At 71.0% G+C, this 12,703-nt stretch carries 10 protein-coding genes; 9 read left to right on the forward strand and 1 reads right to left on the reverse strand.

From position 1 onward, the window contains the following. The first annotated feature begins 19 nt into the window (after nt 1–19). Nucleotides 20–1,240 (forward strand): LysR family transcriptional regulator, encoded by a 1,221-nt coding sequence (locus tag J1792_RS13710; RefSeq protein ID WP_242645903.1) that lies wholly within the window; start codon nt 20–22, stop codon nt 1,238–1,240. 761 nt (nt 1,241–2,001) lie between these two features. Here the strand turns inward: J1792_RS13710 and J1792_RS13715 are convergent. Beyond that, on the reverse strand, nt 2,002–3,072 hold the full coding sequence (locus J1792_RS13715; protein ID WP_207247337.1) for a mechanosensitive ion channel family protein: 1,071 nt from the start codon (nt 3,070–3,072) through the stop codon (nt 2,002–2,004). 751 nt (nt 3,073–3,823) lie between these two features. Here J1792_RS13715 and J1792_RS13720 point away from each other — a divergent pair. The 8 genes from J1792_RS13720 to J1792_RS13755 all read left to right on the forward strand — a co-directional run bounded on the left by J1792_RS13720 (nt 3,824) and on the right by J1792_RS13755 (nt 12,703). Then, on the forward strand, nt 3,824–5,824 hold the full coding sequence (locus tag J1792_RS13720) for an RICIN domain-containing protein (RefSeq protein WP_242645904.1): 2,001 nt from the start codon (nt 3,824–3,826) through the stop codon (nt 5,822–5,824). 75 nt (nt 5,825–5,899) lie between these two features. After that, nucleotides 5,900–6,490 carry a hypothetical protein gene (locus J1792_RS13725; RefSeq protein ID WP_086575036.1) on the forward strand — a complete coding sequence of 197 codons (591 nt, stop codon included), beginning with the start codon at nt 5,900–5,902 and terminating at the stop codon, nt 6,488–6,490. 22 nt (nt 6,491–6,512) lie between these two features. Continuing rightward, nucleotides 6,513–7,367 (forward strand): papain-like cysteine protease family protein, encoded by an 855-nt coding sequence (locus J1792_RS13730; RefSeq protein ID WP_086575034.1) that lies wholly within the window; start codon nt 6,513–6,515, stop codon nt 7,365–7,367. 16 nt (nt 7,368–7,383) lie between these two features. Next, on the forward strand, nt 7,384–8,238 hold the full coding sequence (locus J1792_RS13735) for a hypothetical protein (protein ID WP_207247338.1): 855 nt from the start codon (nt 7,384–7,386) through the stop codon (nt 8,236–8,238). A gap of 181 nt (nt 8,239–8,419) precedes the next feature. After that, on the forward strand, nt 8,420–8,878 hold the full coding sequence (locus J1792_RS13740; RefSeq protein WP_086575094.1) for a hypothetical protein: 459 nt from the start codon (nt 8,420–8,422) through the stop codon (nt 8,876–8,878). Nucleotides 8,879–9,325: 447 nt separating this feature from the next. Continuing rightward, nucleotides 9,326–9,544, forward strand: coding sequence for a hypothetical protein (locus J1792_RS13745; RefSeq protein ID WP_086575092.1), 219 nt, complete (start codon nt 9,326–9,328; stop codon nt 9,542–9,544). A gap of 130 nt (nt 9,545–9,674) precedes the next feature. Further along, nucleotides 9,675–10,481: a biotin/lipoyl-containing protein gene (locus J1792_RS13750; protein ID WP_086575090.1), complete on the forward strand. Its 807-nt coding sequence runs from the start codon at nt 9,675–9,677 to the stop codon at nt 10,479–10,481. Further along, a complete protein-coding gene (locus tag J1792_RS13755) occupies nt 10,478–12,703 on the forward strand; it encodes an NHLP family bacteriocin export ABC transporter peptidase/permease/ATPase subunit (RefSeq protein WP_086575088.1) in 2,226 nt (741 codons plus the stop codon). Before J1792_RS13750 ends, J1792_RS13755 begins: the two co-directional genes overlap by 4 nt.

Here is a 12,703-nt window from a genome sequence, read left to right on the forward strand (position 1 = left end):
CGATCCCTGATCGTTTTTCATGGCCGACCGCCAGGGCAGTATCGCCGTGGCGTGGTCCTCGGCCATTCCCATAATGTTCGTAACGCCGATGGCTATGCCCCTCCAGGGGCATGGCCGGTTTAAGAGTTCATCGTTCATCCCCTTTGCTTTTCGGCTCGTTTCCGCTATTCATTTTTGCCGGTGTCGGATGATCCGGGAAGAGTTCTTTGATGCAGGTGAGGGCGGGATTGATACCCTGGCCGTATGGGTGGGAAGTCCGCGCCTGGAAGGGGAACCTGTGACGACTGACCCGAGCACGCATCAGTTACGTCTGTTCCTTGTGCTGACCGAGGAGTTGCACTTCGGCCGCGCGGCCGAGCGCACGTTCATCAGCCAGCCCGCGTTCAGCCGCCAGATACGCGCGCTGGAGGAGCGCCTGGGCGTGGCGCTCGTCGAACGAACGACCCGCCACGTCGAACTCACCAAAGCAGGACGGGCGTTGCTGCCGCGGGTCCGGGCCGCCGTCGACGCCGTCACCGACCTGCGCGGGGCCGCCGAGGCGGAGGCCGCCTCGTCTGCGGGCAGCCTCGTACTCGGCTCGTACCTCTCCGCTCTGCCCGCTCTGCGAGTGCTCGTCGACTCGATGAGAACGCAGCGCTGCCCCGGCCCGGAAGTGGAGTGGCGCGAGATGGATTACGTCGACCATGCCAGCGGTGTCCTGGACGGCCAGTTGGACGCCGTCGTGTGCTACGAGCCCGTGGCGAAGGGCTTGCGCTCATTTCGGCTCGGCACCGAGTCGCGGTACGTGTGCTTGCCGGACACCCACCCGCTGGCGGACCGCGAAGCCGTGACCCTCGTGGAACTAGCCGACCTGCCCATCATCGGCTTCCCGCCGCACACACGCCCCGAGTGGCGCGCCTTCTGGGCCGCGGACCCGCGGCCCGACGGCACTCCGGTGCGCTATACGCCCCATGCGGCGGAAAGCTTGGAAGCCTGCGTCACCCTGGTCAGCCTGAGACAGGGAATCCGTTTCATCCCCGACAGCTCCAGGGAACTCGTGCCCCGGCCAGCGGTCCGCTACGTCATGGTCACAGACCTCTTCCCCTGCACCGCGGTGCTCGCCTGGTCCGCTGCCAGGCCGATGCCTCCTGCCCTGCGCTCGCTGCTGCACATGCTGCGCGAACACGCCCGCACCATGGATGCGCGCCTGCCCAGCGGCACCAGCCGTAGTCGGTGGAACGCACTCGACGACTCATCTTGACTCTGTCGGGGACCTTGATGGCTGCGGGTGTCAGCCGGCAGCTCGCCAGGAGCGCAGGTTCTTGCTGCTCGGTACGGTTGCGCGGCTGGCCTTCGAGCAGCTCGCGTGGCGGGAAGCCCACGGTGCGCGCGAAATCGCGGGCCGTGGTGCGCTTCGCCCGGACCGGGCAGGGCGGGTGGAGCTGACCGGCAGCGGTCCGACGAGGGCGATCCGGTGTTCGCGCCCGGCCTGTTCCAGGTGCGCCAGGGAGGTGTAGCCGCCGTCGACCAGGTGCATGGACACCACGAGAGTGGCTGCCGCGAGGTGGCGACGGGCGGCCCTGCAAGTTCGGGGGCATCCGCGCCGTCGCCTCTTACGACGGGGTGCCAGCGGAGTCGAAGGGGGGAGTGCTCTGCCTCCTTGGCAGGCGGTCGGAGAAGAGACGGCATAGAGTCTTGGGGTTATGGGATTTGCGTGCATAGTGTCATTTCAGCCACTGCCTTGATTCGGCGGACGCTCATCAAGCGCCGGTGTCTGTCGCGGAAGACGACGACTGCACGATCAAGGATGTTGTGGTGACCGCGCTGCACCGCGACCTGTCGGGCAGGTGGCAGCACCCTGCAGAGGCTGTGCGGGGCCGGTGGATGCGTTCCTGTCCGCGGTGGGCGACCTGGACCGCGACGCCTCGCTCGCGGCCCCGACGGGTCACGGTCGTGCCCCGGTCCATGCGGATCGGGGCACATCTCCATCCGTCAGCGCAGATCGGCAGTGAACCGCCATTTTCACCGGTCGAGGGGCGTGCGGGGGTGCGGGATCACGGCCTCGTCGCCCGGCAGCAGGGAGACGGTCCGCTCCGGGGCGGGGATCCGGATGCCCTCCCTGCGGTAGCGCTCGTGCAGGCGCTTGATGAACTCGTGCTTGATGCGGTACTTGTCGCTGTACTCGCCGACCCCGAGGATCACCGTGAAGCCGATCCGGGAGTCGCCGAAGGTGTGGAACCGGACGGCGGGCTCATGGTCGGGGACGGCGCCGCTGATGTCCTTCATCACGCGCTCGACGACCTCGTTGGTGACCCGCTCGACGTGGTCCAGGTCGCTGTCGTAGCTGACGCCCACCTGCACCGTGACCGACAGCTTCTGCTCGGGCCGGCTGAAGTTGGTCATGTTGGTGCCGGCGAGCTTGGCGTTCGGGATGATGACGAGGTTGTTGTTGAGCTGCTCCACCACCGTGATGCGCCAGTTGATGTCGCGGACGTAGCCCTCCTCGCCGCTGCTGAGCCGTATGTAGTCGCCGGGCTGGACCGTCTTGGAGACGAGGATGTGCACGCCGGCGAAGAGGTTGGCCAGCGTGTCCTTCAGGGCCAGGGCGATCGCCAGACCACCCACGCCGAGGGCGGTGAGCAGCGGGGCGATGGATATGCCGAGGGTCTGCAGGATGACGAGGAAGCCCATCGCCAGGATCGTCACGCGGGTGATGTTGACGAAGATCGTGGCCGACGCGGCCACGCCGGAGCGGGACTGGGCCACGGACCGCACCAGTCCGCTGACGACGCGGGCGACGGTGAACGACGCGGTCACCATGACGAAGGCGGTCAGCGTCTGACTCACCGTGTGCCCGACCTGGCTGGTCAGGGGCAGGGCCGCGGCCGCGGACGCCACTCCGCCCGCCACGGCGGCCCAGGGAACGATCGTGCGCAGCAGGTCGACGATGATGTCGTCGCCTTCCCACGCGGTGCGGGCGGCCCGCTCGCCGAGCCAGCGCAGGATCACCCGCAGCACCAGGGCCAGGGCCAGGCCGGCGGCCAGCGCGATGCCGGCGACGATGATGTCGTGTGCCGTCAGGTCCCGGTTCATCGGCGCCCTCCGTCCGTGGCGGAGAACGGCGCGAGGGCGTCGCACGCGGCCGGAAGCCCGGAGCCGTGACCGGAGCCACGACCGGGGCCGTGCCCGGCGTGCCGCCCGGGGCCGTGCCCGGGGCGATGACCGGAGTAATGAAGCGTCACCTTGTACCTGCCTGTCCCGACGGATCGTCATCGCGCCGGTAGAGGAGGGGATCCGGCGCGAGAAGTCATCCTGCACCACGCCCGTTTTGTTCTTGCGCGCCCGGGTCCCCCTGGGAGGTCCGGCGGCTGACCGGCCGTCGGGCGAGGCCGGAGGGCGCCGGCGCTCGCGCCCGGCCGGAATGTCCGGAGTCGCGCGTCCTCGCGGCCCATAAGTCTTTCTTGGTGTCGCCTCAAAAGGTTCACAAGGAAAGTGATCAAGGGTGATAGCGCCGCCACGCTGTGCCATTGCACACAAGTGGAGTGTTTTGTTCCGTGGTAACGATCTTATTAAGCAATGCCCTTGGAATCGCCGGTCATTGGAATAGACCTTTAGTGGCGACGTTCTCAAGTCCCTTGATTTCACGGCGAGTTGTGAAATCGATGCCTCGCGTTCACTCCTCCCCCTGGAACATGCACCTCATTGCGCCCCGTTAAACAACCCCTGTCTGACGAGTCGTCTGTTCTGGCACACTTCCCGCCACCCACAACTCCCCCACAGGAAATGAGGTGTGGCTTTGCCCGGTCGCAGAAGACAGGCGCGGCAGCGACGTCGAAAACCAGGCATGCTCATCGCCGCGGTCGCCGTGACGGCCGGAGCGCTCGTCGGCACGGCGGCGCTCGGTGGCGTCTTCGACCACGAGCGGTCCCGGCCGGAGACGTACGCCGCCCAGGCGACGGCCGACGGTCCGGCTCCGGCCCCCGCGCACGACAAGACGCCGGATCCGGTGACCCGAATACCCGGCGAGGACCGCACGCGGGGCCTGGTCTACAAGGGCCTCGAGCCCGCACCCAAGGGCGATCGCTGCGTCGGCGTCCTGCGGACCGCCGACGGCCGGTGCACCCACGGCCCCGACAAGCCGCCCAAGGGCGTGGACATCACCAAGGACACCCCGCCCGCCGCCAAGACCCACGACACGGCCGAGACCCCGGGTGGCGGCCCGGGCGACGGGAAGCCGGCCCAGGACCGGGCGCCGTCCGCCGGGACCACGGCCTCGGTCGACGCCCGCCAGGCGGGCACCGCCGCCGCCAAGACGCCGCCGCCCGCGGCGCCGAAGCCCGACGCCGCGAGCGGACGGACGGCGGCCGCCGGCCAAACCGTGCAGTGCGACGGCGACGGCACCACCGGCAACCGCGTCCAGGTCGTGTACGTGCACGGCCCGGGCGAGGACCGGTACGCCGAGTACCTGGCCTCGTTCCGCAAGTGGGCCGCCGACGCCGACACCATCTACTTCGCCAGCGCGCAGGAGACCGGCGGCGTACGGCACATCCGGTTCGTCACCGGCGCCGACTGCGCGCCGTCCGTGCTCAACGTCGAGGTGCCCCAGTCGGCGCTGTCCGAGTTCGGCGCGACGAACTCCGCGCTCGCGGCGAAGGGCTTCGACCGCCGCGACCGCAAGTACATGATCTTCGCGGACGCCAAGGTCTACTGCGGCATCGGCACCTTCAACGGCGACGAGCGCCCCGGCGCCGACAACCTCAGCAACTTCGGCCCGTCCTACGGCCGTACCGACGCCGGATGCTGGAACGGCTCCACCGCCGCGCACGAGCTCGGCCACAACCTCGGAGCGGTGAACAACAGCGCGCCCAACACCAGCCGCGCCGCGCACTGCACCGACGAGTGGGACGTCATGTGCTACTCGGACGCCCCCTATTACCCGGCGATGCGCACCGTCTGCCCCGAACGCGGCCACGACGAGCGGCTGGACTGCAACCACGACGACTACTACCACACCAATCCACGGCAGGGCAGCTACCTCGCCACCCACTGGAACGTCGCCAACAACCAGTTCCTGATGACGGGCGGCGGCACCCGGCCCGACCCCGACCCCACGCCCACGCCGACCCCGAACCCGACCGGCAGCACCGGACCGTCGACGGGCCCCGTCCCGGTCGTCGGCCAGCTGACGTCGGACTCGGCCGTGGTGAGCTGGCCCGCGGCACCCTCCGCCGCCTGGTACCAGCTGCTGCTGGACGGCCGTCACCTGGCCTGGGTCCAGCCGAACTCGGCGCGGATCCACAACCTGCGGCCCGACACCGACTACACGGTCGCCGTCGCGGTCCGCGACCGGTCCGGACGCGACTCCCGGCCCGGGCGTAGGGTGTCGTTCCACACCCCGCCCGTCGGCAGCACCACCGCCACGCCGGGCGCGCGGTACACGCTGACCAACGGTCACACCGGGCTCGCCGCCGAGATCTGGGGCGGCAAGAGCGCCGACGGCACCGTCCTGGTCGGCTCCCAGCCCAACGGCTTCGCCGCTCAGCAGTGGTACTTCGACGACGCGGGCGGCGGCAGCGTGCGGCTGCGCTCGGCCGCGTCCGGCAAGTGCCTGCAGCCGGGCGGGGATCCGGCACCGGGCCAGTGGGTCGCGCAACGGACCTGCTCCGGCGACGCCGCCCAGCAGTGGCGGCTGGCCAAGGCCGGTGACGCCCTGCGCCTGACCGCGCGGGACAGCTCCTTCGTCCTCGCCGTCGGCAAGCGGCCGTACTACGGGGCCTGGCTGCTCGAGCTCCAGAGCCCGGACAGCTCCGGCTACCAGGCCTGGACCGTCCGCAAGACCTCCTGACCCACCCCCCACCGGTGGCAGGGGCCCGTGCGGAGGGCCCCTGCCACCCCTCACCCCACCCGGAGCCACCCCCTCATGCCCGATCGCCGCTTCACGGCAGCGACCGCCGTGCTCACCGGCCTGCTCGTCCTGGGGACCGCCACCACGGCCCACGCCCACGGCGACACCATCCGTCTGACCGTCACGGGCGTCACCGCCGGCCACCCCGTCACCACGGCGACGTGGGAGGACGACGGCCACCCCGTGCGGGAGAAGGTCGCCGGGACGCTCACCGCCACCTCGGCCGACGGCACCACGCTCGGCCCCTGGCGGTTCGTGCCGGTGCCGGACAAGCCCGGCACCTTCACCACCGCCGAGGCACTGCCCGCCGGCCGCTGGACCGTCACGGCGCAGACCGCCTTCCCGGCCCTCGGACATGGCGAGGCGGAGACCGAGGTGACCGCCGCATCCCTGACCGCCGCCACCGGTGCGCCGGCCGGACCGCCCGCACCGTCGCGGGCGCCCTCGAGCGCGCCGCCGGCGGACGGCGGAGCCCCTTCCGCATCCGGCTCCGAGGACGGACCGGGGGTCGGCGCGGTGGCGTTCGGCGTCGCCGCCCTGGCCGTCGCCGCCCTCGGCGTATCCCTCGCGTTCCGGCTGCGCCGCCGCGGCCGCCGGAACGCCTGAACGAACAGAAGGAACCCCCCATATGCGCAGATTCCGTCTGCCGTCCCGTATACCGGGCCGCAGGAAGACCCTCCTGACCACCATGGCCGCCGTCCTGTCCGGCGGGCTCCTGATGGGCGTCGCCCCCCAGGCCCAGGCCGCCGTCACCGGCACGGTCGTCGGCGGGCAGGGCAACTTCAGCACCGTCAACCAGCGCTCCCAGCCGTCCCTGTCCGCCGGCATCACCGGCACCTCACGGGTCGGCGACCGCGTCTCGATGTCCTGCCGCACCACCGGCGAGGTCGTCGAGAACAACTCCCGCTGGATCTGGTCCGGCACCTTCTACATCGCCGACGCCTTCATCCGGGAGGACACCGGCGGACTGCCGGTCTGCGGCTCCACCCAGCCCGCCGGACAGAAGCTCCTCAACATCGGCATGCAGAAGCAGGTCCGGGACCAGTGGTGCTGGGACGCCTCCGGCCTGACCATCGCCAACTACTGGGGCTACACCAACTACAACCAGTACGACTTCTGCCGCCTGGCCGCCCAGGGCAACAGCGGGCTCGACTGCAACAACCAGCCCGCCACCCTCGGCGACATGGCCAACGGCCTGCGGAACATGGGTTTCCGTAACAGCGGCACCGACCTGTGGCGCAACGCCTCCTTCGCCGAGACCCAGAGCGAGATCGCGAACGGGCGTCCCTTCGCCGTCCGCATCGGCTGGACCTCCGGCGGCGGCCACATGAACGTCATCTACGGCTACGACAGCGCCAGCAACATGGTCGCGGTCGGCGACCCCTGGCCCAGCACGCAGACGTACACCTGGTGGAACTACTCCACCTACGCCGGAAACAACTCCTTCCGGTGGACCCATTCGCGCATCGGCATCCACAGCTAGAAGGAGACGACCCACCATGCACCGTACGACCGGACGCGCCGCCGCCCTGCTCGCGGCCGCCGCCGTCACCGTCCTCTGCGCGACCGCTCCCGCACAGGCCGCCGACGCACCCGCCACTCCCGGCCCGACCGACTACGCCGCCGCCCAGCAGGTGCTGAGATCCGGCCAGGTCCACGACACCGTCTCCCGCTTCCTGACGGCCACCGAACAGCGCACCCCGGCCACCGGCGCGGACGGCGGCACCGCCGCCGCGCCGCGCGGCCTCGCGAAGTCGCCCTCAGCGCCCGGCTTCGACCTCAAGAAGCCCGTCCCCTTCTACGAGCTCGCGCCCGAGTTCGTCACCGGCAAGGCCAAGCCCACCGCCGGGGGAGCCCTGCGCGTGTCCTACCTGGCCTCCCGCGTCTCGGCGACGGGCGGCCACCAGGCCGCCGTGCTGCTCGCTCCCGGCAAGGGCGGCGGCGACCAGGCCTGGCAGCTGGCCGGCATCCGCGACGGCGACGCGGACATCAGCGCCGCCGAACGCGGCACGGACCAGGCCCGGACCTTCATGGAGCCGCAGATCCACGCCTGGTACCGGCTGACCGGCGACGGCTCGGTCGAGCCGCTCAACAAGGAGGCCGGCGTGGCCCTCCAGGGCAAGCCGCGCGTCACCCTCGCCGCGTACCAGGGGCTCGTCTCCAAGCGCTACGGCGACAAGCTGCCCGGCTCGGCGTACGACCGCAAGGGCATGGCCGGCGGCTACGCCCTCGCCGAGGACCGGCCCGCCACCGCCCCCTCCCGCCCCTGGCTGCCCGCCGCCTCCGGCGCGGCCGCCCTGGCGGCGTCGGGCGCGGTGGTCGTGGGCCTGCGCCGCCGGCGTCACGCGGCCTGATCTCCTCACCCGGCCGGATCCCGCCCGGCGGTCCGCTCCCCTCGACGGGGAGCGGACCGCCGGGCCGCGTCGTGTTCCGGGCCCGGCGGATGCCGGTGTTCGCCCGCCGCCGCGAATCGGGGCGGGGCCACGGGGTAGGCGCCGAGAGCACGTCCGAACGCTCCGGCGAAGGGGAGGCACCGTGGCTGATCACGAGGCAGCGAAGAGGTCCGACGGCTCCGAGGGCTCCGGCGGTTCGCATGACGCCCTGGCCAATCCCGTGGTCGAACGGGGCACGCTGGCGCTGACGCAGTCGCCGGACGGCCTCCCGACGCTGACGGTGAGCGGGGGGAACGCCATAGCCAAGGGGATCCGTGTGGTGGACGGGTCCGGCAAGGTGGTCGCGGCCTATGTCGGGTTCTGCGTCGACGACCTGAGCGTGGCCAAGTCGATGCAGAGCGCGGTGGCGGGGGCCATCGCGTACTCCGTCGACGGCATATCCGAGGAGCAGACGGCGAAGGTCGAGGCGCCGTCGGGCGTCATCGTCGGGCACGTCGGCCCCGACGCCCCGGTGAAGCTCAGCCCCGACGAGTTCCGCGAACGGGTCGTCACCACCCTGGCGAAGGACCTCATCGACCTCTCGCGCGACCTGCGCCGCTGACGTCCGGTCGGCATGAGCCCTGGTCACAGGGCTCTCCCGCCGCAACTCGGGGCGCAGTGTGGTGGCCCCGTCACCCAGCGTCGTTTCAATGAATCTTCACACGATGCGCGCGGCGGGCTCGCCGGCTTCTCTCCGCCCCTCGTTATGCCGGGTATGCCCGACGCGCTTGATGGGCGTGTGTCCGTTTATGTTCCGTGAGCATGCAGGTCCCCTCGAATCTGTTACTCGATCTTGTGAAGAAGTTGTGATGGTTCGGTATAGGAGTCGGAAAAAGAGGCGCCTGATTCGCCGTCCGGAGTGCCGTATGGCGTCAACACGGTTGGCCGTGCCACCCGTTCCCGTGCTTGTATCTGCGCACCGCAGCGGTTCCACGAACGGCGGTCGATTTCGACCGGGATACGCCGCGGCTTGTCGATAACAGTCGGACAAATGAAAGGTGCGCCCATAATGCGTAACGACATCGAGACCCGTGAGATCGCCGACGCCGAGCTGGACGCCGTTTCCGGCGGTGTCAGCGTGTCCGGCGGCCTGCTCGGCGGCGTGACCGGCGACGTTCACACCGTCCTGGGCACCGTGACCAACCTGCAGACCGTCCAGGCCGTGCGCCCGACCGTCGGCGCGGTCGAGGGCATCGTCGGCGTTCACGTCGGCGTCGCCGGCCTCTGATCGACCTTTAGTCCATGAACCCCGGAACTCCCCTCGTTCCGGGGTTCATGGCTGCCCGGAACTACTGCGTCCGGTTGAAATGCCCGTGAATTCAGTACCCGTGTCACGAATGCAGTCGAAGGAATAGTTCGTGCAGTTCCGCCAAAAGGCGCTTTCCAAGCTGCAATCGCCCGAAGAGCTCGATGTGCCCGTACGCTTCGCGCGGCCGCAGGGCCGGCTCGCCCTCGCCGTCACGGTCGTCGTCATGGCCGCCGCGAGCTTCTGGGCGTTCACCGGCTCCGTCTCCTCCAAGCTGAGCGCACCCGGCCTCCTCACCCATGCCCAGGGCAGCTACCTGCTGCAGAGCCCGTACGCGGGACAGGTCACCCGGGTCCTCGCCGAGGAGGGCCGGCTGCTGTCCCCGGGCGCGCCCCTGGCCGAGGTCAGCACGGACCGGGGCGTCCGCATCGTGCGCGCGGTGGCCGGCGGGCGGTTGACGACCCTGCTCGCCAAGACGGGCTCGGTGGTCACGACCGGCGCGGACGTGGCGACCGTGGAACGCGTGAGCGATCCGGACGAGCCGCTGGTGGCCATGCTGTACGTGCCCGGCGACGAGGGCGGGTCGGTATCCGTGGGCGCCGCGGTCGACCTGAGCGTCCAGTCCGTCCCCCAGCAGCGGTTCGGCGTGCTGCGCGGCCGCGTCCAGGCGGTCGGCCGCGCCCCCCAGACCCAGGCCCAGGTCGCCGGCTTCCTCGGCGACACCCGGCTCGCCGAGGAGTTCACCCAGCGGGGCAAGCCCGTCGCGGTGCTCGTGCGCCTCGAGCGCTCCTCCGCCACCAGGTCCGGCTACCGGTGGTCCTCCGCGGACGGGCCGCCGTACGCCGTCGACTCCACGACGCCGGTCACCGGCGCCGTCCACCTCTCCGACCGCCACCCCGTCGACTGGCTGCTGCCATGAGCGCCCGTCGCCGCCGCCCGGAGGCCGGGGCAGGGGCGCGCCGCCGCGCACCCGCGCCCGAGCTCGGCCGGCAGAAGACCGTGCGCACCCCCACCGTCCTGCAGATGGAGGCGGTGGAGTGCGGCGCCGCCGCGCTGGCCATGGTGCTCGGCCACTTCGGCCGCTTCGTCCCCCTGGAGGAGCTGCGCATCGCGTGCGGCGTCTCCCGCGACGGCTCCCGCGCCAGCAACCTCCTCAAGGCCGCGCGCGCCTACGGGCTGACGGCCAAGGGCATGCAGATGGACCTGGCCGCCCTCGCCGGAGTGCGCCCGCCGGCCGTCCTGTTCTGGGAGTTCAACCACTACGTCGTCTACGAGGGCATGGGCCGCCGCCTCGGCCGCCGGGGCGTCCACATCAACGACCCGGCCAAGGGCCGGCGGTTCGTCCCCATGGAGGAGTTCGACACCGGCTTCACCGGCGTCGTGCTCACCTTCGAGCCCGGCGACGGCTTCCGCCGCACCGGCCGCAGGCCCGGCGTCATGGGCGCCCTGCCCGCCCGCCTGCGCGGCACCTCCGGCACCCTGCTCGCCGCCGTGCTCGCCAGCCTCCTGCTGGTGGTCGTCGGCGCGGTGGTGCCCGCGCTGAGCCGTACCTACATCGACATGTTCCTGATCGGGCAGCAGACGTCCTCGCTGGGCGTGCTGTTCGCTTCGATGGCGGCGACCTTGGTGCTCACCGCGACGCTGACCGCACTGCAGCAGGCCAACCTGCTGCGCGGACGCGTCATCTCCTCCACCCTGGGCAGCGCCCGCTTCCTGCGCCACCTGCTCAGGCTCCCGGTCACCTTCTTCGCCCAGCGCAACCCCGCCGACCTGGTCCAGCGCCTGCGGTCCAACGACGCGGTCGCCGAGACGCTCGCCAGGGACCTCGCCGCCGCCGGCGTGGACGCGGTGGTCGTGATCCTCTACGCCGTGCTGCTGTGGACGTACGACCCCCAGCTGACCGTCGTCGGCATCGGCATCGCGCTGCTCAACGTGGTCGCCATGCGGATCGTGATCCATGTGCGGGCCACCGGCACCCAGAAGCTGCGCGCCGAGAACGCCCGGCTCGTCAACACCTCCTACAGCGGCCTGACGCTCATCGAGACGATGAAGGCCACCGGCGGCGAGAACGGCTTCTTCCGCCGCTGGGCCGGTCAGCACGCCGTCACCCTCGACGTCCAGCAGCGGCTCGGCGTCCCCAGCGCGTGGCTGGCGGTCGTCGCACCCACCCTCGCCGCGGTCAACAGCGCGCTGATCCTGATGATCGGCGGCCTGCGGGCAGTCGAGGGACACCTCTCGGTCGGCCTGCTCGTCGCCTTCCAGGCCCTGGTGACCAGCTTCACCGCCCCCATCACCCGCCTCAACGGCGTGGCCGGACGGATCCAGGACTTCGCGGCCGACGTCGCCCGCCTCAGGGACGTCGAGAACTTCCCCGTCGACCCCCTCTACACGCGCCGCGAACCCTCCGCCGGCACCCGCCGCCTCAAGGGCCATGTGGAGCTGGACGCCGTCACCTTCGGCTACAGCCCCCTGGACGCCCCGCTGCTGAAGGACTTCTCGCTCTCGGTCGGCCCCGGCCGGCAGGTCGCGCTCGTCGGCGGCTCCGGCAGCGGCAAGTCCACCGTCTCCCGGCTGATATCCGGCCTCTACGCCCCCTGGGAGGGCATCATCCGCATCGACGGCATGCGGCTGGAGGACATCCCGCGCGGCGCGCTGGCCGCCTCCGTCTCCTTCGTCGACCAGGACGTCTTCCTCTTCGAGGGCACCGTCCGCGACAACGTCGCCCTGTGGGATCCCTCCATCCCGGACGAGGCCGTCGTCGCCGCCCTCGAGGACGCCGCCGTGTACGACGTCGTCTCCCGCCGCCCCGGCGGCATCCACAGCCGCGTCGAACAGGACGGCCGCAACTTCTCCGGCGGCCAGCGCCAGCGCCTGGAGATCGCCCGAGCGCTGGTGCGCCGCCCCAGCGTGCTGGTCCTGGACGAGGTGACCAGCGCCCTGGACGCGGCCACCGAACAGATCGTCATGGACAACCTGCGGCGCCGCGGCTGCGCCTGCGTGGTCATCGCCCACCGGCTGAGCACGGTCCGCGACAGCGACGAGATCGTCGTGCTCGACCGGGGCACGGTCGTCGAACGCGGACGGCACGAGGACCTGATCGCCGCGCGGGGCCCGTACGCCGACCTGGTCAAGGAGCACTGA

This window comes from Streptomyces triculaminicus, from assembly GCF_017349075.1.
Lineage (GTDB): Bacteria > Actinomycetota > Actinomycetes > Streptomycetales > Streptomycetaceae > Streptomyces > Streptomyces triculaminicus.

Excerpts from the sequence above, each read along its gene's own strand:
- J1792_RS13725 (WP_086575036.1), top strand. The coding sequence starts at position 5,900 with ATGCCCGATCGCCGCTTCACGGCAGCGACCGCCGTGCTCACCGGCCTG.
- J1792_RS13755 (WP_086575088.1), top strand. The coding sequence starts at position 10,478 with ATGAGCGCCCGTCGCCGCCGCCCGGAGGCCGGGGCAGGGGCGCGCCGC.
- J1792_RS13715 (WP_207247337.1), bottom strand. The coding sequence starts at position 3,072 with ATGAACCGGGACCTGACGGCACACGACATCATCGTCGCCGGCATCGCG.
- J1792_RS13730 (WP_086575034.1), top strand. The coding sequence starts at position 6,513 with ATGCGCAGATTCCGTCTGCCGTCCCGTATACCGGGCCGCAGGAAGACC.
- J1792_RS13710 (WP_242645903.1), top strand. The coding sequence starts at position 20 with ATGGCCGACCGCCAGGGCAGTATCGCCGTGGCGTGGTCCTCGGCCATT.
- J1792_RS13720 (WP_242645904.1), top strand. The coding sequence starts at position 3,824 with ATGCTCATCGCCGCGGTCGCCGTGACGGCCGGAGCGCTCGTCGGCACG.
- J1792_RS13735 (WP_207247338.1), top strand. The coding sequence starts at position 7,384 with ATGCACCGTACGACCGGACGCGCCGCCGCCCTGCTCGCGGCCGCCGCC.
- J1792_RS13745 (WP_086575092.1), top strand. The coding sequence starts at position 9,326 with ATGCGTAACGACATCGAGACCCGTGAGATCGCCGACGCCGAGCTGGAC.